This window comes from Fusobacterium ulcerans, assembly GCF_003019675.1.
GTDB lineage: Bacteria > Fusobacteriota > Fusobacteriia > Fusobacteriales > Fusobacteriaceae > Fusobacterium_A > Fusobacterium_A ulcerans.
On sequence record NZ_CP028105.1, the window covers coordinates 3,165,683 to 3,189,112 of the forward strand.

The 23,430-nt window shown below is 29.7% G+C and carries 25 protein-coding genes and 1 pseudogene; 6 read left to right on the forward strand and 20 right to left on the reverse strand.

The genetic code is table 11. The features are described from left to right. Positions 1 to 23 precede the first annotated feature (23 nt). Complete coding sequence (locus C4N20_RS14575; RefSeq protein WP_005977297.1) at positions 24 to 1,292, reverse strand: coproporphyrinogen-III oxidase family protein; 1,269 nt, start codon at positions 1,290 to 1,292, stop codon at positions 24 to 26. A gap of 218 nt (positions 1,293 to 1,510) precedes the next feature. On the opposite strand from C4N20_RS14575, the gene C4N20_RS14580 reads away from it, so the two are divergent. Genes C4N20_RS14580 through C4N20_RS14595 form a run of 4 tightly spaced genes read left to right on the forward strand, consistent with a single transcriptional unit; the run spans position 1,511 to position 3,818 of the window. Next, entirely contained in the window at positions 1,511 to 2,017 is a 507-nt protein-coding gene (locus C4N20_RS14580; RefSeq protein ID WP_005977295.1) for a flavodoxin family protein, read from the forward strand. Positions 2,018 to 2,044: 27 nt separating this feature from the next. After that, the gene (locus C4N20_RS14585; protein ID WP_005977294.1) at positions 2,045 to 2,665 is read left to right on the forward strand and encodes a MotA/TolQ/ExbB proton channel family protein; all 621 of its coding nucleotides are present in this window, start codon (positions 2,045 to 2,047) and stop codon (positions 2,663 to 2,665) included. Between the two features lie 2 nt (positions 2,666 to 2,667). Next, on the forward strand, positions 2,668 to 3,063 hold the full coding sequence (locus tag C4N20_RS14590; RefSeq protein WP_005977292.1) for an ExbD/TolR family protein: 396 nt from the start codon (positions 2,668 to 2,670) through the stop codon (positions 3,061 to 3,063). A 17-nt stretch (positions 3,064 to 3,080) separates the two neighbouring features. After that, a complete protein-coding gene (locus C4N20_RS14595) occupies positions 3,081 to 3,818 on the forward strand; it encodes an energy transducer TonB (RefSeq protein WP_005977289.1) in 738 nt (245 codons plus the stop codon). A gap of 70 nt (positions 3,819 to 3,888) precedes the next feature. On the opposite strand, the gene nagE is transcribed toward C4N20_RS14595, so the two are convergent. After that, entirely contained in the window at positions 3,889 to 5,340 is a 1,452-nt protein-coding gene (gene nagE, locus C4N20_RS14600; RefSeq protein WP_005977287.1) for an N-acetylglucosamine-specific PTS transporter subunit IIBC, read from the reverse strand. 377 nt (positions 5,341 to 5,717) lie between these two features. Between nagE and C4N20_RS14605 the strand changes: the two genes are divergently transcribed. Beyond that, positions 5,718 to 6,110, forward strand: coding sequence for an adhesion protein FadA (locus C4N20_RS14605; protein ID WP_005977285.1), 393 nt, complete (start codon positions 5,718 to 5,720; stop codon positions 6,108 to 6,110). Positions 6,111 to 6,294: 184 nt separating this feature from the next. On the opposite strand, the gene C4N20_RS14610 is transcribed toward C4N20_RS14605, so the two are convergent. Genes C4N20_RS14610 through C4N20_RS14635 form a run of 6 tightly spaced genes read right to left on the reverse strand, consistent with a single transcriptional unit; the run spans position 6,295 to position 12,218 of the window. Continuing rightward, the gene (locus C4N20_RS14610; RefSeq protein ID WP_005977283.1) at positions 6,295 to 7,581 is read right to left on the reverse strand and encodes an opine metallophore biosynthesis dehydrogenase; all 1,287 of its coding nucleotides are present in this window, start codon (positions 7,579 to 7,581) and stop codon (positions 6,295 to 6,297) included. A gap of 1 nt (position 7,582) precedes the next feature. Further along, the gene (locus tag C4N20_RS14615; RefSeq protein WP_005977281.1) at positions 7,583 to 8,353 is read right to left on the reverse strand and encodes a nicotianamine synthase family protein; all 771 of its coding nucleotides are present in this window, start codon (positions 8,351 to 8,353) and stop codon (positions 7,583 to 7,585) included. 43 nt (positions 8,354 to 8,396) lie between these two features. Further along, the gene (locus C4N20_RS14620; protein ID WP_005977279.1) at positions 8,397 to 9,242 is read right to left on the reverse strand and encodes a DMT family transporter; all 846 of its coding nucleotides are present in this window, start codon (positions 9,240 to 9,242) and stop codon (positions 8,397 to 8,399) included. Positions 9,243 to 9,255: 13 nt separating this feature from the next. Further along, a complete protein-coding gene (locus tag C4N20_RS14625; protein WP_005977277.1) occupies positions 9,256 to 10,014 on the reverse strand; it encodes an ABC transporter ATP-binding protein in 759 nt (252 codons plus the stop codon). Positions 10,015 to 10,017: 3 nt separating this feature from the next. Next, entirely contained in the window at positions 10,018 to 11,055 is a 1,038-nt protein-coding gene (locus tag C4N20_RS14630; protein ID WP_005977275.1) for a FecCD family ABC transporter permease, read from the reverse strand. 23 nt (positions 11,056 to 11,078) lie between these two features. Further along, a complete protein-coding gene (locus tag C4N20_RS14635) occupies positions 11,079 to 12,218 on the reverse strand; it encodes an ABC transporter substrate-binding protein (RefSeq protein WP_005977272.1) in 1,140 nt (379 codons plus the stop codon). A gap of 908 nt (positions 12,219 to 13,126) precedes the next feature. On the opposite strand from C4N20_RS14635, the gene C4N20_RS14645 reads away from it, so the two are divergent. Beyond that, positions 13,127 to 13,573, forward strand: coding sequence for a C39 family peptidase (locus C4N20_RS14645; RefSeq protein ID WP_005977270.1), 447 nt, complete (start codon positions 13,127 to 13,129; stop codon positions 13,571 to 13,573). A 108-nt stretch (positions 13,574 to 13,681) separates the two neighbouring features. On the opposite strand, the gene C4N20_RS14650 is transcribed toward C4N20_RS14645, so the two are convergent. The 12 genes and pseudogenes from C4N20_RS14650 to C4N20_RS14705 form a co-directional block, all read right to left on the reverse strand. Then, positions 13,682 to 13,948, reverse strand: a complete 267-nt coding sequence (locus C4N20_RS14650) for an HU family DNA-binding protein (protein WP_005977268.1) — start codon at positions 13,946 to 13,948, stop codon at positions 13,682 to 13,684. Beyond that, positions 13,941 to 14,231 (reverse strand): HU family DNA-binding protein, encoded by a 291-nt coding sequence (locus C4N20_RS14655; protein WP_005977267.1) that lies wholly within the window; start codon positions 14,229 to 14,231, stop codon positions 13,941 to 13,943. The genes C4N20_RS14650 and C4N20_RS14655 overlap by 8 nt, the downstream gene beginning before the upstream one ends. A 64-nt stretch (positions 14,232 to 14,295) precedes the next feature. After that, a pseudogene (locus tag C4N20_RS14660) lies at positions 14,296 to 17,666 on the reverse strand (autotransporter domain-containing protein). A 406-nt stretch (positions 17,667 to 18,072) separates the two neighbouring features. Further along, a complete protein-coding gene (locus tag C4N20_RS14665; protein ID WP_005976994.1) occupies positions 18,073 to 18,318 on the reverse strand; it encodes a hypothetical protein in 246 nt (81 codons plus the stop codon). Next, positions 18,311 to 18,490: a hypothetical protein gene (locus C4N20_RS14670; RefSeq protein ID WP_005976992.1), complete on the reverse strand. Its 180-nt coding sequence runs from the start codon at positions 18,488 to 18,490 to the stop codon at positions 18,311 to 18,313. Before C4N20_RS14670 ends, C4N20_RS14665 begins: the two co-directional genes overlap by 8 nt. A 60-nt stretch (positions 18,491 to 18,550) precedes the next feature. Beyond that, positions 18,551 to 18,868 carry a hypothetical protein gene (locus tag C4N20_RS14675; protein ID WP_005976990.1) on the reverse strand — a complete coding sequence of 106 codons (318 nt, stop codon included), beginning with the start codon at positions 18,866 to 18,868 and terminating at the stop codon, positions 18,551 to 18,553. Positions 18,869 to 18,980: 112 nt separating this feature from the next. Beyond that, positions 18,981 to 19,220 carry a helix-turn-helix domain-containing protein gene (locus C4N20_RS14680; protein WP_005976987.1) on the reverse strand — a complete coding sequence of 80 codons (240 nt, stop codon included), beginning with the start codon at positions 19,218 to 19,220 and terminating at the stop codon, positions 18,981 to 18,983. 49 nt (positions 19,221 to 19,269) lie between these two features. Beyond that, positions 19,270 to 20,076 (reverse strand): ATP-binding protein, encoded by an 807-nt coding sequence (locus tag C4N20_RS14685; protein ID WP_005976985.1) that lies wholly within the window; start codon positions 20,074 to 20,076, stop codon positions 19,270 to 19,272. Then, positions 20,063 to 20,938 (reverse strand): helix-turn-helix domain-containing protein, encoded by an 876-nt coding sequence (locus C4N20_RS14690; RefSeq protein WP_005976983.1) that lies wholly within the window; start codon positions 20,936 to 20,938, stop codon positions 20,063 to 20,065. Before C4N20_RS14690 ends, C4N20_RS14685 begins: the two co-directional genes overlap by 14 nt. A 504-nt stretch (positions 20,939 to 21,442) precedes the next feature. Continuing rightward, complete coding sequence (locus C4N20_RS14695; protein ID WP_005977261.1) at positions 21,443 to 21,799, reverse strand: hypothetical protein; 357 nt, start codon at positions 21,797 to 21,799, stop codon at positions 21,443 to 21,445. 145 nt (positions 21,800 to 21,944) lie between these two features. Continuing rightward, positions 21,945 to 22,391, reverse strand: a complete 447-nt coding sequence (locus tag C4N20_RS14700) for a hypothetical protein (RefSeq protein WP_005977259.1) — start codon at positions 22,389 to 22,391, stop codon at positions 21,945 to 21,947. Positions 22,392 to 22,780: 389 nt separating this feature from the next. Continuing rightward, positions 22,781 to 23,299 (reverse strand): hypothetical protein, encoded by a 519-nt coding sequence (locus C4N20_RS14705; protein ID WP_005977257.1) that lies wholly within the window; start codon positions 23,297 to 23,299, stop codon positions 22,781 to 22,783. Positions 23,300 to 23,430 lie beyond the last annotated feature (131 nt).

The window sequence follows — 23,430 nt, forward strand, 5'->3', positions numbered from 1 at the left end:
TTATATAGATTTTTATTAAAAACTTATTTATTGAAAAGCTGTTCCATTACATAGATTATGATATCACTTGAAATATTATTTCCCCAGAATATCCCATCTTGTGTAAGTACAAATGAATCTTCTTTTTCATTAAGCAGTCCTTTGCTTTGGTAATCTTTCATTTTTTCAGCAAAATGTTTATACTCTTCCTCAGATAAAATATCTTTTACATCTGCCTTATTTATTACTGGAAACTGCATAAATCCAGAAAGTCTTGAGAATCTCTCATGATAATCAGTTTGTTTTGAGTAGAATGACATCTCTTTATTCATTCTGTAAACTCCAACACCATTTACTGATCCCCCTGCTCCAACACCTATTGGGAATGTATCTCCCCCTGTATTTCTAACTTTGATGTATTTATAATTATCTCCATCATTTTTAGCTATTTTAGTCAGCTCTAAAACATGATATTTATCTTCTCTCAACATCTCATCTACAAAGTGCTGATATAGAAGATAATCTTTTTTCATATCTTCTTCTAATTTTACTTTTTCTGCCTCAATATCTTTAGATAGTTTTGAGCCATCATGTACCATCAAAGAATAGAAACTTGCACTGCTCAGTTCCAATTCTTTTACAAGTCTTGCATCTTCTATCACTTCTTCCAAAGTTTCATCAGGGAAATTATATATAATATCCACACATACATCTCCCTTAAAAAATGCTTTTAGCTTTTTAAGTCTTTCTACAACTTCTTCTTTTCCATAAGTTCTGTTATAGAATACCCTTCCTCTGTCAGAAAATGTCTGAATTCCTACACTTAATCTATTTACTCCATATTTCATCATAACTTCCAGCTTTTCTTCAGTAAGGTTATGCAGTGTAGTTTCAAATGTAAACTCATAGTCTTCAGCTAAAGTAACATTTTTCTTTATACTTTCAAGTATTATTTCAAGTTGATGTGGTTTATACACAGTAGGTGTTCCCCCACCAAAAAATATTACTTCAAATTCACTCTTTTTAAAATAATTAGTCTGTCCATATTTATCAAATTCATCAGCTATGTATTGAGCGTATGAATCCAGACTCCCATCTATTTGCTTTCTGTTAAGATTACAAAAAGAACATATCTTATCGCAATATGGTGTATGTACATAAATAGCCTTTTTTCTGCTGTCAGGTTCCTCCTGTAACATCAGTTCAAAGCTTTCTTTATCAGCTCTTTCACTTTTGATATATTTGTTAATCAAACTATTACTGTCGTGATGAGATTTTAATCTTTTATCAAACAGCAGTAAATTTTTTTTCATGTATTCCTCCTTGATATTTTTTTCTATACTTTAAGTAGTACGGGCATTTGTTTTCTTCAATCCTGTTTTTCTTTCAACGTTTTTATATTAATATTAATTTGTTTTCTTGTCAAGCAAAAATTATTCAATACAAAAATATAGTTTTTGAAATTATTTGACTTTAAAAGTATTTTTTGGTATAACTTATGTGATGATAAAATTTTTAGGAGGTTTTTTTAATGAAAGCACTTGTTACTTATTCTACAAAAACTGGTAATACAAAAAAGGTTGCTGAATCTATTGCTAAAGCTATAGATAATGCTGAAATAAAAGATATTGCAGAAGTAAGCAATCTGGATTACGACTTGATTATTGTAGGAACTTGGATAGATAAAGGAACAGCAGATACGAAGGCTCTTAACTTTATAAAGACTATCAAAAACAAAAATACAGCCTTTTTCTTCACATTGGGAGCTTATCCTGATTCTCAACATGCTTTGGACTGTGTTGAAAACATAACAAAACTTTTCACTGAAAATGACAATAAAGTATTAGGACATTTCCTATGTCAAGGGGCTATTGATCCTAAACTTATAGAAATGATGCAGACTAAATTTGGACCTGAGCATCCTCATGGACCAAATCCTGAAAGAATAAAAAGATGGGCTGATGCAAGTCTTCATCCAGATGAAACTGATTTGAACAATGCATATACATATTTTAAAGACCTTATAGCAAAACTTTAATTAAATTTTTAGGAGGAACATACTGAAATGATGTACTATTTTAAAGTGGGAGGTCCACTGATGTGGATACTTTTCATACTATCTCTTATCTCTACCACTGTTATAATTGAAAGATTATTCTTTTTCTTTAAAAAAGAAAAAACTATGAACAGAAATTTTAGAAAAGAAGTAATACTAGCTGTTTCTAACAGAGATATGTGTAGAATAATTGAAATTTGTGATAAAGAGAGAAATTCTGTTGGATGTACAGTGAAAAAATTCCTTTGCAGATGCAATATATGTGATACTAATCTAAAAGATTTTCACCAGTTCGACCAGATAATAAAAGAAATTGAGATGGATGAAATAAGTCCTCTGGAAAAAAGACTTCATATCTTAGGAATAATAGCTCATGTGGCTCCTATGCTTGGACTTTTAGGAACTGTTACTGGAATGATTGATGCTTTTAAAGATCTTTCTAAATTTGGGGCAGGAGATCCTACTATTGTAGCTGACAGTATATCAAAAGCATTAATAACTACAGCAGCAGGGCTTTCTATCGCTATTCCAGCATTAGTGGTATACAATTTGTTAAATAAGAGAATCGAAGAAATTGAAGAGGAAATAGATAAAATAACAACTAATGTTATTAATATTGTGAGGGGATAAGAATGGCTAGATACAAAAAAAAGAGAGCACTTCTCACTCCTGATCTTACACCGCTTATAGATGTGGTATTTCTGCTTTTAATATTTTTCATAGTTTCTACGACTTTTAACAAATATGGTAATATTGATATCGATCTTCCAACTTCTACTTTAGCCAGTGAAGAGACTAAAGACAAGAATCTGGAAATTATTATTGATAAAGACAACAGATATTTCATTACTCTTGGGGATAAGAAAAATGTAGAAATAACTTTTGAGGAACTCGACAGTTATTTGAACGGAGTAGAAAGTGTCTCTGTAACTGGAGATAAAGAATTAAAATATCAATATATTATAGATATCATAACTAAAGTAAAACAACATGGCATAGAAAATTTAGGAATAAATTTTTATGAGTAAAGAATAAGAGGTTTAATATGAAGAGATACTTTATTATAGCACTTCTGCTGCATGGAATGCTCTTTTTTAAATTGAGTCTTCCCACTGTTACAAAAGATTTAGATACCAAAGAAAATTCTTTGAAACAAAGTGTACCAGTTACTTTTACACAAGTGAGCAAGGCAGCTCCTGTAGCAGCAGCTCCACCTCAACCTGTTGCAGAACCTCCAAAACCAAAGGAGATTCCTAAGAAAGAGGTAAAACCTGAGACGCCTAAACCTGTTCCAAAGAAAACAATTCCTAAAAAGGATATACCTAAAAAAGAAACAGTAAAAGAACCAGAAGCAAAAGAAGTAAAAAAAGTAAAAAAAGCTTCTGAAACCTCAGAAAGTTCTGCTTCTAATACAAGTACTGGTGATCACAATTCTTCTATTCCTAGTATGAACAGCTTACTTACAGCTAATGCTGATGGTACTTACAATGCTGTTTCCAATCATGGAATAAAATACAAGATAACTAGAGAAATTACTCCTACATATCCTAAACAGGCTGAAAATATCAGATACAGGAAAAAAGTAATAGTAAAAGCTAAATTCCTTGTAGATCAGTCTGGTAATGTAAAAAATATATCTATTATTGATTCTCACAGTAAATTAGGATTCGATCAGGCTGTAATAGATGCTCTAGGAAAATGGAAGTTTTCACCTATTGTATTTAATGGGAAAGTTATCAGTGTGTATTTCCAGAAAGAGTTTGTTTTTGAACCAAAATTATAAAACTATATGGGGAAAAATATAAAAAATGGTGTAGTCTTCTACACCATTTTTTCATTTATCTTTTAAATTATTATACTAATTTTTTTAATTCTGTTGCAACAAACTCAACTTCAGGACCAACTATTACTTGAACAGCTGACTTACTTGGTTTTAATACACCAGGAACTAATTTTTTAATTTCTTTATCTTTTATTACAGCACTGTCGATTACTTCAAGTCTTAATCTAGTAGTACAGTTATCAATGTTGATTATGTTTTCTTTTCCACCTAAAAGAGGTAGTAAAGCAGTAGCTAATTCTGTATTAGAAGTAACTTTAACTGTCTCTTTAGTTTCAGATACATCATCATCTTCTCTACCAGGAGTTTTAAGATTGAATTTCTCAATAGCAAACTTAAATACTACATAGTAGATTACGAAGAATACAAGTCCTTGTATTATAAGCATATACCAACCTTGAGCCAGTGGATTTCTTGTTGAAAGAACTAAATCTATAAATCCAGCTGAGAATCCAAATCCTGCCATCCAGTGCATAGAAGCTGCAATGAATACAGATATACCAGTTAATACAGCATGTAATAAATATAATCCAGGAGCAACGAACATGAATGCAAATTCGATAGGTTCTGTAACTCCAGTAAAGAAACTTGCAAATCCAGCTGCTAACATGATAGAAGAGATTTTTGCTCTGTTTTCAGGTTTAGCAGTTTTTACGAATGCAAGACAAGCTCCTAATAATCCAAACATCATAATAGGGAAGAATCCAGCTTGATACATTCCAGTTTTTCCTATTACAGCAGTTCCTTCAGCGATAGATTTTGCTCCACCTAGGAAGTTAGGGATATCATTGATACCAGCAACGTCAAACCAGAATACTGAGTTCAATGCATGGTGTAATCCAACAGGTATTAATAATCTGTTAAAGAATCCATATATTCCTGCTCCAAGTGGTCCTAATTTACTGATTCCTTCTCCAAATGATACCAGTCCAGAGTAAACTGCCGGCCAGATGTACATAAGTATGAAAGAAACCAACATCATAACAAATGATGAAATAATTGGAACAAGTCTTTTTCCACTAAAGAAAGATAAGAACTTAGGCAATTCTACTTCACTGAATCTATTATAAAGTGCTGAAGATATAACCCCGCAAAGAATACCAGTAAATTGGTTGTTTATCTTAGAGAATCCAGCAGGTACTTCATTTGCAGGAATTCCTTTAATCATTCCTACTGCACCTGGAGATAATAAAGTAGTTACAACTAAGAAAGAAACTAATCCAGCAAGAGCTGCTGATCCGTTTTTGTCCTTAGACATACCAAAAGCTACACCGATAGCAAACAGAATAGGCATATTATCAATTATTGCCCCTCCTGATTTAATAAAGAAAGCTGCTAGTACACTTTCTCCACCCCATCCTACAGGGTCGATCCAATATCCTAAACCTAACAATATTGCAGCCGCAGGTAGAACAGCAACTGGCACCATAAGTGCTTTACCTATTTTTTGAAGATAACTAAACATAACTTTCCCTCCTTATAAAAATTTTTTTAAATTATTTTTTAGCATTTTTTGCTTCGTTGAGAATTTATAATTCATTTGACCTCATTATAGCATAATAAAAAAATTATTTCTACTATATTTTTTTCAAAACGGTGTTCTTTTTTAGTGTTAAATACATTGAATAAAATACACTTAGTCTCCTATGCTGAATATTCTACCTTTGCAACATGTTGAGTTAATATATTGTTCTGTAATTTTTTCTTGATTCCTTTAAAAAATTGTGAATTATTTTTTCAAAGTTAATAAAAGGAAATAACTTTTAATAGATAATATATTATATAGTAACAGTTTATATATTTTCTTTAAATTCATCATTTAAAATAATTTTGGAGGTAAAAATGAAAAAAATAATAACATTAATAGGTACTCTGCTTATAACTATTTCAGCTTTCTCTGCTTCTACAGTCGATTTTGAAGCTCAAATGAAGTCTCTGGAAAAAGAATATCAGCTTCTTTTAAAGAAAGAAGACCAAAGATATGCTCAAGAAAGGCAAATAGCAGAAACAGCATCTAGTGTCCTTACAGGGCAAAAAGATCTTTATAAAAGCGTAAATGCCAGTCTTAATGAATTACAGCAAATGGGAAAATATGTTTTTTATAAAGATGAATACAATCAGCTTGTAGCAAAATACCAGACTATATTATCAGATATACAAAAATCTATGAATGATCAGCAAATGATAATTGATAATTTTAAACAAATTCAACTGGAAAAAGAAGGAAATAAATAAGTCAAATGACACTCTCTATTTGAGAGTGTTTAGTTTTAGCTAGACAAAGAGATATCAGAAAATGACCCTGTGAAATAATTCCTATAATTATTTTTAAATCTATAAAAATTATTTCACAGGGTTGAAAGAATAGATAATAATAACTAAATTGCTTATTACACTTATTGAATAAATTAATTTTTTATTATTTTAAAGATGAATAAATTATTTCAGCTTCATAATTTCTGTCTGTGAATTTACAGCTTTCTTTAATATTTTTTTCACCAACTGTTTTCATAAAATTAAAATAATAATCTTTATAAATTTTTATTAATTCAAAAATCTGATCTGATCTAGTTCTATATAATTTAGTAAGATGCCAGATTAGATTCAATTTATTATAATCTTCTAGAGGTCTTCTTGGAATATTCCATAAATTTTCTTTATCTTTATAAATTCTTGAATAACTGACTCTGGAAAAATCAAAATATCTGCCATCTTCATCTGGAGTAGAAAATGGATCAATGAGAATAGAAGCATATCTCACATACAGCAAATATTCTTTTTTTAATTGAGGAAATCCTAAATAATCTTCTATATCATTTTTTGAAATAGAATTTTCTAGTACAGGATAACTATCATTTAAAAATTTTAAAAGATTAAATTCAGGAAGGTTTACTGCACTATATAATTCTAATATTTCTTGATAGAGATTAACCATTTTATGAATTACAGTCATAGTTATTGGTCCTTCAGGATAAAGTTTATACAAAAATCTCTTTGTTTTATCAATATCAAAAACTTGATCTAAACTTACTTTATTTAATAAAAATGGAGAATGTACAAATAAAGTAATATTTTTTGATTCAGCTTCTAACTGATTTTTACAGCAGATGCTGTTTATTTTAAATTCACCAAGAAAATCTGCTATTTTTCTAACAAACAAACTATTTTCACAGGTACTTCCTATATATACATTTTTTTTAAGAGCATTGGTTATAACTAAACAATGATTATCATCAGAAAAATTACTTGCTCCAAAGTAATTTGAAAAACTTATAAATTCAATTGTTTCATCGTCTTTAAGAAAGCTTTTTAATATTAGACTTGAACCAAATTCAGGAGAAATTAATACTATTTTTTTTATTCGGGTTAATTTTTTTAAGTTTAAATCTTTCAATACTGAAAGGTAGGCATCACAGGGAGTACAAAGAATCAGAACATCCCATTCATTAATGAGTTCTTCAGAATTTATATACAAGTTTTCTAAAAGGCATTTACCACTTATTGAATTAATTTCATTAACTGAAACAGTACTTTCTATAAGATTGTTATTACTTTTTAAATTTTTTAAAAATAATTCACTATTTTTACTATTCCTAATTTTTAACCCTACTTTTTCAGCATATCCTTTATTAAAATTTATATATAAGTTGATTCCTACTGGACCAGAACCTGCAATTAATACATTATCAAAGTAGTTTTTTAACATTTTACATCCTTTCTAGCAGTAAAGTATCATATATAAAGCTTTTATCTCTAATTACAGTCTTGGTAAAATCGTTTATCTCTTTTATACACAACGGAAAATTAAAAGCTTCCTTGATTTCATTGCCATATCTCAAAATGATTTTTGCATCATTATTTATTTTTTGAGATACATAATCTACTAATTCACATTTTTTTTGAACTAAAGAAGCTATAATTATATGAGAAAATTTTTCTATTTCTACAGCCTCTATATCTCCTTCAAAATAAACTCCTTGAATCCCTAATTTGTCTGTAACTTTTTTAGATAAATTAAGAGCTTCTGAATCTATATCAACACATGTAATGTGAGCTGCTGTTTCTTTAAAAATAGTATAAGCTGTTATGGGCATTGCACCAGAACCTATTAATAAAACTTTTGAAGATTTTAAAATTTTGTAATCTTCAATCTCACGTTTTACAGCTAAAGCCAGTTCATCTCCATATTTAAATGCAGTATTTTCTTCATTTAAAATATTTTTTGCCTCTATTTTTTCCAAAATTCCCAAAGCCTCAGCTGCTCTGTCTCTGATATCTCTTATAAGGTTTTTTATTAAATTGTTTTCAGAACTTAAAATAAAATCCATGTAATTTTTTTCATTTAAGATGAAAGAACATAGCTCTTCAATACATTCTTTTAAAAAATTATCTTTCTCTCCAGTCTTTTCATATAATTTTAAGGCCTCTGATATTTTAAATCTTATAACTTTTAATTGAAATATTAAATTATTATTCATGTTCTTTTTTCCTTTCTGTACAATTCTCAAATAATAAAATATATTATTTATCTTTCTGAGTTTTTGATAATAAGATTGTTGATATTACTATAATGGTACCTCCAATAATAGATTGCAGTGTAATTGTTTCTTTAAAAATAATAAATCCCCATAAATTATTTATAAAAATTCCTATATATCTCACAAATTCAACAATAACTGCATTTTGATGTGAGAATGCACCTGTTAAAAATATTTGTGCAATAAAAGAAATACCCCCAATTATGATTAAAATAATAAGTTCTTTGGTATTGGGAATTATAAAATTTGAGTACATCAATGGAATAGCAACTATTGTTGATATAAAGAGGAAAAAAAACATAATTTCATAATTATGGTGCAATCCTGATCTAGCTAAATATCTTATTGTAATAGATGCTGCTCCAGAAAAAGCTGCTGCTAATATGCCAAATATTGCATATTGGGAATATGAAGAAAATTTTAAAGGATTTATAATTATACAGGTTCCAATAATTATAGCAAGAATAAAAATATATGTTTTAGGCTGTAGCTTCTCTTTAAGAAAAATTGAAGAAAAGATTACAACAAAAACTCCAGATAATTGAACTAGTATAGATACATCTCCTAATTTCAATTTTGATATGGCATAGAAGTATGTCAGCATATAAATCCCACCTAGTAATCCCCGTAAATATAATATTTTATTTTCCTTATTGGAAAATTTTACTTTTTGAACTTTCATAAATATTAAGACAAGAATAGTCCCAATTAGACCTCTAAAAAATGTAATTTCAGAAGAGGGAATTCTTGTACTTACTAATTTTACTAAAACATTCATAATACTGAAAGTAAGTGATGACATAACTGCCATTGTTATTCCTTTATTCATTGTATTCCTCCATTCACTTTGTTTTTATTGGGGTTATAGAAATAAACCCTCTGGAGCTTTTGGAAATGTCAAGTTCAACTCCATATATTTCTTCTAACAATTCTTCCTTCAAAACATCTTCAGGAATTCCCTGTTGTATAGAATACCCCTCATGTAAAAGTAGTATTTCATCACTATATCTAGCTGCTAATGCTATATCATGCAAAACAATAACTGTTATAGAGCCTGTTTTTTTTGTATATTTTTTTGCTGTTTCCATAATCTGGAGCTGATGTTTTAAATCCAAGGCACTTGTAGGTTCATCTAATAATAAAATTTTAGGTTTTGAAACCATTGCCTGTGCCATTATAACCATTTGTTTTTGTCCTCCACTTAAACTTGAGAATTTACTGTAGCTTAAATGACTTAAATTTAATTCATCAAGTATTTCAGCTACAGCATTTAAATGAATTTTTTCAATTTTCCATGTTAAATCTCTTACTCTTCCCAATAAAACTATTTCAAAAACAGTTAAATTAATATTATTAACAGACATCTGGGGAACATATGTAAAACTATCTCTAAAATTTTTATAACCAGTTTCCCCAATAACGTTGATATCTCCTTCATATTTTATTAAGTGGGCAATAGCTTTCAGCAATGTAGTTTTTCCAGTTCCATTAGGTCCAATTAGTGAAACTACATTTCCACCATGAAATTCAGCTTTTATATTTTTTATAATATTACTTTTACCATAGCTTATTTTTATGTCTGTAAGATTCATTTTTAGCATATGTCATACCCCTTTCTTTAGAATTAAGAAAATTAAGAATGGAACACCAATAAGAGATGTTACTATTCCAATTGGAATAATTATTCCAGGAATAATTATTTTAGCTAAAATTGAAGCACATGCAATTAATAATACTCCAAAAAGAGAAGCCATAGGGGCTAGATATCTTTGGTCCTCTCCTGCAAAATATCTTGAAAAGTGTGGAGCTACCAGTCCTATAAAACCTATAGTTCCCACAAATGCCACAGCACCAGCTGTAAGCAGTGAACTTAATAAAAATACATGTAACCTTACTTTATCTGTATCTATTCCCAGACTTTTAGCTCTTTCTTCTCCAGCAGCTATTGCAGTCAATTTCCAAGCATATCTGGATAACAATATACTGCAAATTAAAAATATAACTCCACTTACTATGACTCCCGTCCAAGTTGATTTAAGTAGACTTCCAAACATCCAGTAAACAATTTGACCTGCTACCTCAGGAGTAGAACGAAATTGTACTAGAGATAGTAATGCTTGAAAGAAGAAATGTGTAACTATTCCAAAAAGTACCATAGATTGTGCTTTCATACCTTTTAGTTTTCCTAAAAAGTAAATCGCCATTGTACCCAGCAAAGTCATAGCAAATGCCATAAAAGGAGCATTTAGCCATGGTATTCCTTTAAATGGAAATCCAGATATAAAAGCTATCGCTGCTCCAAAACCAGCAGCAGAGGATACTCCTAAAGTATATGGACTTGCCAGCGGATTAGAAAGTATAGTCTGCATCTGTGTACCTGCTAAACCTAATGATGCACCAACTGTCAGACATATAAGAGTCATAGGAAGCCTGATATTCCATATAATAGCAGCTTCTATACTTTCAGAAGACGGACCTGCTAAAAGAGCTTTTATTGTATCTTCTAAAGTCATCCCTGAAGAACCTGTCATGAGGTCAAAGAGCAGCATTATAATTATTGCAGCTAAAGAAATATAAAAGGCCATTTGCCGTTTTTTATTTATTTTTTTATATACTTCTTCTCCATTAATTTTTTTATTCATTTTCATCACTCCTTAGGCAACTGCTATTTTTCATTGTATTTTGTCATAAAAGTTCCTTCTGGAGTGATTGGAAGATATTTTTTATAAAAATTCTTTAAATTTTCTTTAGGTTCAATATCTTTAAACAATTCAGGATATAAGGACTTTGCTATATACTGCACATATACATAATCATAAATAGAACGAAGTCCACCATGATTTACAGCATATATTTCACCATTTTTTATGGCATTTAATTTTTTCCAGCCAGTTCTTTTTGTATATGGAGCAAGCCTTTTCCATGTTTGCTCAGGAGAAATATTAAATCCAATTAAAACCCTGTCACCAGCATCATTAGCCCAGTTTGCTCCAGCAAAGAATATTGCATCAGGGTTAGATGTTAAAATATATTCTGGACTTAATGGACCATAACTGTCAATTTTATTTTCTGCTATATTATTTCCTCCAGCTAATTTTATAAGACTTCCCCATAAATAATTACCATAACTATTACCTATTTGATCAGCACCTAAATTTCCTAATTCTACATATACTCTTTTTCTGTTTTTAATATTTTCTACTCTTTCCTTTACTTCAATTAAAGCATTTTCATAATTTCTTATTAGTTCTTCAGCTCTATTTTCATTTCCAGTAATTTTCCCTAAAATTTTTGTACTTTTTATATGGTTTTCTAAAGTCTGAGAATTATAGTCAATTACAATAACTTTTATTCCTGATTTTTCTAATTTATCTATATTTTCAGCCAGAGTTTCATATTGGAAAGGAGCAACTATAGCCACCTGTGGTTTAGAGTTTAATAAAGTCTCCATACTGAAAGAACCTTTATATATAGAACCTGTATCTATGATTTTATCTAATTCAGGCATCTGTTTTTCATAGGCATTGTACTGGTCATTAAAAAAATCTGCCCATTCTCCTTTAGATATACTTACTACTTTATTAAAATTTTCTGCAACTGCCAAATAAGATTCTTCATAAAAACCTAAAAAAATTCTATTAATAGGGCCATCAATTTCAATTTTCCTATTAGAAAGATCAGTGAAGGTGATCTTGTTATTCTTTTCTTGCTGTTGAAGTTCATTAGAATATGTATTTTTTTCTAAGAAAACCAGGCTAAAAAATAAACATATTATAAATAATCTAAAAAAATTTTTTTTAATCATTGTTTTACCTCCATTAATTATTTTTTTATAAAAGCGCTTTGAGGTTATTATACTCTTTTTAATTTTAAAATCAAAATATTTTTTAATCAAAATTTATTCAAATATTAAATATTTAATATTTAAATTTAATATTTTATAGTAAAGACTTTGGGTTGGTTTTCAGATAAGCTAAAATCAAGGCTTAGCTCAATACTAATAAAGTTTTTTACGCTAGAAGATAATTTTTTCAATCCTAATTTGCAATATTCTACTATTATAGAAAATATGAAGATTAAAAAATATTTATTTATAAATATTAGTTTTCTATTTTTTATTCTTTTATCTATCTTTTTTACATTAAACATTAAAAAGGTTATACTACATATACAATAATAGTAATGATTACTATTGTTGTAATCAAGGAATAAAGAAGGAACGAAAACAAATACTAATATAGAATTACCAATAGAGAACGAATTAGCAAAAGCCTATCCAGAATGTAGATTAGTAGTTGTAAAAAAAGTGGCTACGTGTGAAAATTTAATAGAAGTATTCTATTCTTTATTAAAGGATAAACTTAATATTAAAAAAATGGTATTTGCATCAGGAGATAATTGTGCATCAACTGAATTTTAATATTATAATATAAAATAAAATCCATAAATAATTTTATATAGTTAATTATCTATAAAATAAATGAGATTGAAAGAGTTAAAATCCTTTCAGTCTTTTTTATACTCCAAAAAATTATATACAAATTTGGTATATTATAGAAAAGTGATTATAATATAAATATCTCTAGAGAATTTATAAAAAATACTTAATATTCAAGGGGGGGGAATAAATGAAAGCACTATAATAAATTTGATTCAACAGATACAACGAAAAGATATATCAAAAAATATTGAATTTTATGGAGGATTAAGAATATGACAACAAACAAAATAAGAAATTTTCAATTATTTAAACAACAAAAAAGTGATGACTGCTGGATTGCAAGCTGTAAAATGACAATAGACTACTTGAATAATACTAACTATAATTATGCTAATTTACTAAAAAAAGCTGGAACAATTTCTACAGGAAAGCAAGGAGGATATGATGGAATTTTAGAATTGTTGCATTTGGCAGCTCCCACTTTAAGTTATCAAGGAGAGATAGTAATAGATAAAACTATCGATGATTTTAAGAATCTAATAATAAAAAATATTGATAATAACCGTCCTGTAATAGTAGGACTTCCTGGGCATGCAGTGGTAATTATTGGGTATGATTCTGTAAGTAGGGTATTTATTACAGCTGATCCTTATACAGGAAAAGAAAATCAGATTAAATATGGTTCTGTTATTACAGATATCTGTTATTCTTTGAAGTAATTCTTATTTTTAGGCTATAAGCAATTAAATTTGCTTATAGCTTTTTTATATAAAACAGCTTCTCTCTTTCTCTAAAAAAGACAGAGATTTCTCCCTGCCTTCAACTAACTATTTTATTTTTTTAGATGCTCTGAATTTCACTATTTTCTTTGGATATACTGTCATTCTTTCTCTTGTTGCTGGATTAGATATCACCCTTGGTTTTCTTGAAATCACTTCAAAAGTTCCTCTTTTCACAAACTTTACTTTTCCTTCTATTTGCAGAGCCTCTCTTAGCGTTTCAAGAAAAATATCTACATCTGTTAATACAGTTTCTATTGTCATATCTTCTGAACTTATTTTTCTATAGGTTTTTGCAAACTCTCTTTTATTCATCAGCATCACCTTCAGCCATTTTTATAAGCCCTTTTCCTGCTCTGAATTTTATTACTTCTTTTGGTTTGGTATATCTTGCCCCTTCCAACGTTGGTACTTTTATTTTTCTTGATTTTATTTCTCTTTTTTCAAATACTCCCCAGTCTTTGAATACTACTTTTTTATCTTCTTCCAGTGCTTTCAGCAATGCATCCCAAAACAAGTCTATCTTTTCTTTTACTTCTTTATGACTTCTGCATTTATTTCTTTTTTTATAGAATCTTATAAACTTTCCTTCTGTCATATCTACCCCTTTAATATCAGCTTATTAATAGACTGGCTATATCAGCCAGCCCTTCCCTTGTAATTTAGAACTTGTAACCTAGTCCTGCTCCTACTATCCATTCACCTTTAGTTCTGTTTTTACCAGATTGATTATGTGAATCTCTCTCTACTGAGTAAGTTCCTTTTACATCAAATAGTACTCCATTTTCTAATTCAAGAGCATATTTTGCATTTAAGCCAATGCTATGCTCATTTTTGTGAGCCACTAAGATATCAAAATTGCTTCCACCTTTAAATCTTCCTGTGATATGCTCTTCATCTGCTCCATCAAGTATTTTAGTATAGCTTATCCCTGCTGAAAGAGTACTTTTACCTTTTTCATGAGGAATAACTTTTTTAAGATCTACTCCCACTTTTCCCACTGTGTAGTCAAATGACTTAGAGTCTGTCTCTATAGCTAGAACTTTACTTCCCTCATTAGCTCCATCTTGGTCTATGTATGTATATGATAAAGTTGCATAAGGCTCTAGGAATAAGTTGTCTCCCACTTGGTGTGAATATCTTCCATTTAAATAAATATCATATGTTGTATCATTATAATTATCTGAATATTTCATTACTGTTTCTACTGAATCAGAAGCTACTTTGTTTACTGTCAGTCTATCAGCGTCATAGTCTCCATACTGGAATCCTGCTCCTGCTATTACTTTTAGATTTCCAATATACTTTTTAGCATATCCTCCAAGATACAATGCGCTTCCATCTACTTTCGATCCATTAGACAAGTCAGATTTTAATTTGTTTCCTCCAATTACTACTCCAGAAGTCAATGTATCAGATATTCCATACTCTCCAAGCATATATGCTCCAGTGATTTTTGTATCAGCATCCATGTCAGAACTTCCTATATCATATGTATAATATCCTTTTCCATAGTATGTATCTTTAGTTCCTCCATCTACATGAGTTAATCCACCATATATCATCCATTTTCCAGTGTTGGCTTTAAATTGGTTATCAGTAACTATATCTCTAAACATTCCCACTGACTTTCTTGATAGTTCACCTGAATATGAGTATGGATTTCCTGCATAGATGTCATTTAAATAAGACAGGAATGTTAATAATTTTTCATCATCATCTACATTGAAATTTCCTAATTCATCTACAGAAAGTATTCCATGATATATTTTATTAAGCTGTTTGTATTTAAATATTTCAGGAATGCTCCATCTTACTACAACCTTTACTTCATTTATTCCATCTAGACTTTCTATAGTATGAAGTTTTGATGTTGTATCAAAATTTCCTTTACTTCCTGTTACCAAACTTTCATCTAATTGAGTAGTTCCAAAACTTATTATACTTTCATTTCCTGCTCCATTTAGAGCAAGAAGAAGTTTTCCTCCAGTTGAAGTTATTGTTCCATTATTTTCATAGAGTGCATGACCTATAATTTTATCTGTTCCACTTGAACTATCTACTTTACTTGAATCTATTCTTAAAGTTAGTATTCCATTTGCTCCTATTGTTATATTTTCTGCATCTGTTACTGTTAAATCTCCCACACTTCCATCATCTTTAACAGTTTTTTCAAATAGAGTTACATTTGAATTTACATTTATATTTTCAAATCCAGATAAATTATGAAGAATATTCATTCCACCATCAGCTACAGCTCTTGTTACTGCTGAATTAAAATTAAGAATATCATTATCTGCTCCACCATCAAGAATTCCATTAATTATACTTCCTGCTTCTATTGTAAGGGTATCTGCACCTGTTCCCATATCTATATCTCCATTAACTATTCCCTCAGAAGTAATAGTAAGAATATCATCTCCAGCTGCCATATTTATCTTCCCAGTGATTGCTGCTCCTTTTCCTACTGTGAGAGCATCTGCTCCTGCTCCCATATCTACATTTCCATTAATTATTGCACCTGTATCAACAGTTACAGTATCTGCTCCACCTTCCATAGCTATATTTCCATTTATTACAGTATTTTGAGTTCCAGTACTTCCACCTACATATCCAACTTCTCCAGATTGAAGTATCAAGGTATCTCCTCCACTGCTTCCTGATACTGTTATCTTATTTGTTTCATCTACTCCACCATTTACTATTGTTCCAGATAGTGTAAGTTTTTTATCTACTTCACCAAAGACAACTGCTGTTCCATAGGCATTTATTACAGAACCTTTTACCTCTCCTTCAGTTCCTGTAATCTTTAATGTTTCATTTTTTCCATTTAGTATAGAATTATCAAATTCAGTAGGATTACCTGAAAGCTCAAAACTTTCTGTTGATGTCCCTGTCCCAGAACCACCTGTTATAACAGCATTTTTTATAGTCATTCCCCTTTCAGAATTTCCAAATTTTACAGTTTGACTTCCTCCAATTCCTGCTGTTACTGTTCCAAAGTTTCCTGTAATATATATTCCATAATTTGTTACTTTTAGTCCATCAACTGCTGTATCTCCTGCTAATATCCCATAGTTATTTGCTGAAGTTATCTTTCCACCACTATTATGATTTCTTATAGCATTAGTGTTTCCAAATATAACCCCATTATTTGTTAAGGTTATCACATTAGCATAGTTAACATGAATCCATAACCCCCACTGTATCCACTTGTTCTTATTCCTGCTATTAAACCACTGTTTGTTAAGCTTTCTATACTCTTACCACCAATTTCAATTCCATAAGCTTGATAACTTTTTCCTACTATTAAGCCATTATTTGTTAGAGTTTTTATAGTAGAATTTTTTCCTTGATAAATTCCATATCCGCTTTCATCCCTGTCATCCCCTGCTATTCCTACTATTAATCCACTATTTATTAGGCTTCCTATACTAATACCATAATCAATATAAATTCCATATCCATTAAACCCACCTGTTCCTACTACTAAACCATTATTTATTAAAATTTCTATACTCTTAGTACTATTAATTCCATATCCACTAGAGCTACTTATTCCTACTACTAAACCACTATTTGTTAAAGTTTCCATACTAACAGCACTATTATAAATTCCATATCCATACCTAGTATTTCCTGTTGTTGCTATTAAACCATTATTTATAAAATTAAATTTACTTAAATCTCCACTTAATCTAAAGCCATAACTTATATCGTTATAGCCATTATTCCCATTATTCTTACTTGATGATAATGTCATATTGTTTGTATAAGTTTGAGTAGCTGCATCCCAAGCATTTTCAGTATATGTATTATCTGTTGACCAATTTCCACCATTACCATCAACATCAGTAGTAACTCCTGTATTAAATTTTATTGCTCCTCCATCTTCTTTTATCCATAAATAATTATCATCTGCTCCCATTACTGCTGTACAAGAAAGAAGCATTCCCACTACTGCTCCTACTGTAATATTTCTTCCCCTTTTTTTGTTCCCACTTTTTACAGCCTTCATAATCTTTTCTATCATCTTTCCCTCCATAAAAAAAATATATAAATTTTAATAAATATAAAACATGTCTGCAATTTTTATTTTTACATTTTATAAGACTTTATTGTCAAAATGACCCCCTTTTGCTGTTCGCAATTATATACTTTTGCGAACACCTATCTATTTATTAATTTTAGAGAATATTATTTAAATTTAAAATATTGACTTTTTTGAGAAAATAATATATTATCTATCATGTAAGTATAGTGTATTAAATTATGAGTTAAAGAAATTTTTGGTATAAGCAAAAATGCAAATGTTCGCAAAAGTATATAAAAGAGAACTTTTTTAAAGTACTCTTAAATACAAAAATCCCCAGTAAATTTATACTGAGGACCTTTTTTATTTTTATTCTTTTTTTTATGGGAAGATTTTTTTAGTCTTTTTAGCATTTGTTCTGTTTCATTAATTGTTCTTCTATCCTTGTCATTCTCTCTTCGATTCTTTTGATTCCATCAGTTAGTGTCCTTATATTCTCTCCTCTGAATTTTTCTATGAAGAGTCTTTCTTTTTCACACACTGTTCTATCTACTTTTTTTTCAAAGAGTGAAAATATATACCTGTGATATCCCAAAAGGAAAGTGACTGTTGTTGTTACGATTTTAAAATAGATTTCTATGTTCTCATTCACTTTTCTCCCCTTCCAGTTTTCCAAATACTGCTTCAAATATCCTGTCATCGATTTTGCTTTCTGTTCTTTTCACTAGCTCTCTCATAGCAACTATCAAGATATTTTCTACAGTTTTAGTTCCCAGCCATTTACAGACAAAGTATTTCAGAAATTTTGTTGTTATTTCTTTCATGACCTGCTCCCTTGCAAAATAGGGTAATCTTGAAAGACTACCCTATTTTTTAATTTGTGATTAAGCCTCTGGTATATTGTTTTTCACATAGAAGTGATATGCCGCCAGTAAGCTTCTGTACTTGTCAATAGTTTCCAGTGAAGAGTGATAAGACTTGATCTCTTTTTCTGCACTTGTCTGCCATTCCCCATATGATTCATATGCTGAGTTTTCTGGAAGTGGTGTTCCTGCTTCTATCTGTTCAGCTATGTGTTCAATAGTTGCTGTGATGTCGTCTATATTTTTCAATATAGCTTTTTCTCTTTTGATAGAACTTTCCACCTTTGTAATTTCCTTTTGCACCACTGCTAATATTACTTGATTGTCTTCTGTTGCCATTTTGCTACCTCCTGTGTTTTTGTTTTTTCCATAGGTATATGATACCTTTTTGAGAAAAAATAAACCAGTGATGAATTGTGACGATTTATGACGATTCGTGAAGTACTCAAAATTATTCTAATAAAAAAATCAGGCTTCTAGTGTAAATTAAAATTTTGTTTCCAATTCTTCTGGAAATAACATCTCCTTCCTCAACTCTTTCGTAGATAGTATTTTTATGATTTTTTAAATACTTTGCCGCCTCATTTATTGTCGCCCATTCTCCTATATGCTCCACTATTTCCTCTGCCAGTGCCTTGTCCAGCGCTGAAAGATTTCCTAGTTTTTTGTATATATATTCCTCTCTCTCCATTTGTAATTCTCCCTTTTAATCTATTTTTTATTAAATCCTTTTTTGTTTTTTATGAGATAAATTCTATAAATGCCTCTTGAGTCATTCCTCTTTTGCTCTTCCCTGCTACTTTTACAGGAAAACACATATCTGTTATTCTGTCCCTTATCCTATTTTGTCCATGTACAGAAAACCTCTTAGTTAGTTCACATATTTTTTCATCTCTATCGAAAATCAGATTTGTAGATAATATCAAAGGTTTATTACTTCTGTACCTTGCATCTATGAGATTATATATCTTTTCAGCTCTCCAGCAGGATTGATTCTCATCCAGATCTTTTTCAGTACCAAAGTCATCAATGATTATCAGATCACACTTTTCTACCTGTTCTAAAAATCTTTTTTCAGCTTCTCCCCAATCTCTCCCCACTTTATTGAGATATAGCCCCAGATTTATTACCAATACTGTCTTTCCTCTTTCCATGAGATAGTTTGCTATACAGGCTGTAGTAAAAGTCTTTCCTGTTCCTACTCCCCCATAAAACAACAATCCTATCTGCTTGTCTTTTTTCAGAAAATTCTCTGCATATTTCTTTCCCAACTGCATATATTTACTGCTCATATCTGCATTTTCAAATCTGCTTTCCAAAAATTTATTATCTATGACAGAAATTTCTTCATATTTTTTCACTTTATTTTTTATACATTCATGAACTCTTTTTCTTTCCAATTCCTCCATTTCCCTTTCTTTTTCCTTTTCCAGACAGTCACAGGCTGGAATATATTCCACATTTTTCCTAAGGCTTTCAGGAAATAGTTCCAAATATCTATTTTCATTTCTCACATAATCTTTATTGCAATATTTACATTTCATCATTTTTATTTCCCCCTAATGTTCCATTTAAAGCACCATCTATCAACTTTTCAGTAAAATCTTTATATTCTGGTCTTTTAAATTCTTTTTTGGAGCTGTTCTTCTTTTTGCCCTTGTTTTCTTTATCTTTAAAATTTCCATTCATGGCTTTCTTTAGGTTTTCTATCTTGAAAATACTGTTGACGCTCATGTTGTTTTTTACAAACTCAGACTCCGACATCAGTGTCAGTGCTTCAAAAAGCTTTACAGCTCCTAATTCTCTCCATACTCCCAAGATTACATAGTTATCTGGTCTGTAGTTATACTCTGGCAGTCCCAGCTCTTTATATTTTTTTAATATATCCTGTATCTCCATAGGCGCATCACTTAATTTTTCTTTCTCAATCTCATTTTTATGTTCTGCACTATCATCAGCTTTCTCTTCCACCTCTGTGTGTGTATTATTTATCTTTTTATCTTTTATGTTATTATTATTCTTTTTGTTATTATTAAGACTGTTATTATTAGTGTTCACCTGACCGCGTGCGGTAGGATTCGTATCGGTTTCTACCGTATCCGACGAAACTATACACGGTATAGCATTTACAGTATATAGATTTTGGGCAAACTTCCCTTTTTCTTTATGCTGGACATATCCTCTGTCTTTTAATTCCTTGATATATTTTACCAGTGTACTTTTTCCTATCCCCAGATCTCTGCATATCAAATTTTGCGATGGAAAGGCATCCTTTCCTTTTCCAGTATAACTGCATATATAGGCATAGACAGCTTTTGATAAAATATTTAAAGTTTTGTCCCTCATTACTTTTTTTGCTACAACTCCATATCCTTCTTCGTATATTCCCAGCATTTTAACCTTATCCATTCTCTTTTCCTCTTCTCCAAGTAAGTTTATTTTTTTATAAAATTAAGTAAAAATTTGGTTTCTAAATTTTTGAAGCTGATCCTTTGTACTGGCATATGAATATCCTCAAGACTTTCTTTTTTCTCCAGTAGGATGACAAATCTTTTGTACTTTTTTTCCTGTCCATCTTTTACGCTCCTTCAATTTTATAATAATATATGCGAACTTTTTTATACTTAGTACTCTTTAAAAACCATTTTTTAATTTTTTAAATTATTTTTTTAATGTAACGTTATCTATATTAGCACAACATCCTATCCTTGTATATAAATTATTTTAAAAAAAATTGATTTTTTAGTTTTAAGAACTTTTTTAATAAACATACTCATTTTTTAATTTCTCGCTTATTTTCATTCCAGTTTTACAGTAAAATAGCAACAATAAAAATATTTTTTTACATCATTTCAAATAATATCTTTACAAAAAATAAAAAAACACCAGAATTTATCCTGATGTTCTTCCTTGTTATTTTATTTCATTTTCATTATGCTTATTGATTATCTCTTCCAGTATTTTCATTTCCTTTTTCAGTTCATCAAAAGATATGAATCTTCCTGACCTTTTCTTTAAAAGCTTCTTTACTATTTCTACTCCATTGAGCCATTCTATCTCGTAATATCTGCTGTTATCACTAAATATCTGCTCCATACATTTTTTCAGACTTCTCTCATCTTTCAAATCTACTTTTATCAAATGCTTTCTATTGTTTGGGAACTTGCAGGTTATATACCAATTATATTCCTCTCCCTCTTCAAATTTTATAAAGTATTTCCAATGGTCATCTGTGTAATCTATGAACTCTAGTATTATATGTTCTTCCACTTTTAAAATACCTCCTATTCTCTTAATACTTATATACCTCACATTCTATTTTTTGTCAATACATCAAGTTATTATTTTCTCTTATATATCAAAAAAAGATCAGTCTGCAAACTGATCCTTTCTTTTTATTTATTTTTTTATTATTTTAAAAACTCCATAAATTCATTTCAAGACGTTTTCTCATAGTAAAAGCTGTTATCAATATAAGAAGAACTCCTCCTATAAGCATTATTCCCCCATATGATAGACTTGCCATTTCCATTCCCAAACTTTTCAATAAAGGAATAGGATCATTTTGAAAACTTCTAAACAATTCATTGTCTATATGCTTTACATTACTTACAATAAATATAAGGTCTCTCAAAGCTATAAGCCCTGTAATTGCTGATAGTATTCTCACTATAATTATATACTCCTTATAAAAAAGATAACATGTTGCTATCCCCAATAGCACTAAAATTATCCCATTTAATTCTCCTGTACTCATTGAATAAAAATTTATCTTTTCTAACGATGGTACTCTTACTAATGGACAAAATGTAGCTGTTGCTATCATCAATGCCCCTAGCATCCCTATGATTTTTCTTTCCACAAAATCACTCCCCTGTTTGTTTTTTTATATATACATGTATATTACCTCACATTCTAAAAAAAATCAACATTCTTATATAAAGAAAAACTTATTTCGAATTCATTTATTTTCTATAAACCCATTTTTTAATTCTACTAAATTTCAAAAAAAAATTATTATTTATGTCTTTTTAATATTTTTCTGAAATATTTTTTCTCCATTATTGACATTAAAAATTTAAGTGTATATAAAAAAAGCCCCGAAGGGCTTAGGTAAATTAAAAAATTAATTATTTATTTATTACCATAGTGCATTTTCTTGTTATACAGTCAAATACTGCACAATCAGTCAATAGTTACTTCTCCAGCTGCATATAGATTCTTATGCAATTTATTTTTTTGCTGCCTTATTTATTTAATTACTTCTTCATTGATTTTTATTTCGCTTTCATAGATTTTTATTATACTTGGTTTTCCGTCAACAGGAAATCTGAAAGTGCTTTTTACTGCTGCCTTTCCCGGTATATTAATATTTCCAAATGGTCCTGAAGAAAAAACTGCAAATCCATCTGTGTCTAAAAGCTGTAAAGATTTTTGCTCATGAAGATTAGTCAATCTTATCATTTGCTCAGTATCATTTTTTAATCCAACAGTCACTTTATATTCTGTTTCATCTTTTGTTACTGATAAGACAGATGCCTTTATATACTTTTCAAAAGCTTCTCTATCATAAATTATTACAGCTTCATCCAAACTTCCTCCTTCTTTTCTTCCTGTATCTACACCATCTTTTACCCCTTTCAAGATATTCTTTCCAGTAGATACTGCTCCTGACACTACAGTTGACACTGCTCCAGTCACAGAAGATTTCTCCTCTGAATAAGATGCAATACATGTTAATAAACTTAAAATTAAAACTAATTTTTTCATTTCTTCCTCCCAAATCAACACTGATGTATATTTTAATTCTTAACTTTTTATATCATATTTATCCTTTTATTTCAATGAATTTTATATCTTTGAAAATAATTATAGTTAATCTTTTTAATCTTTGAGAAGAT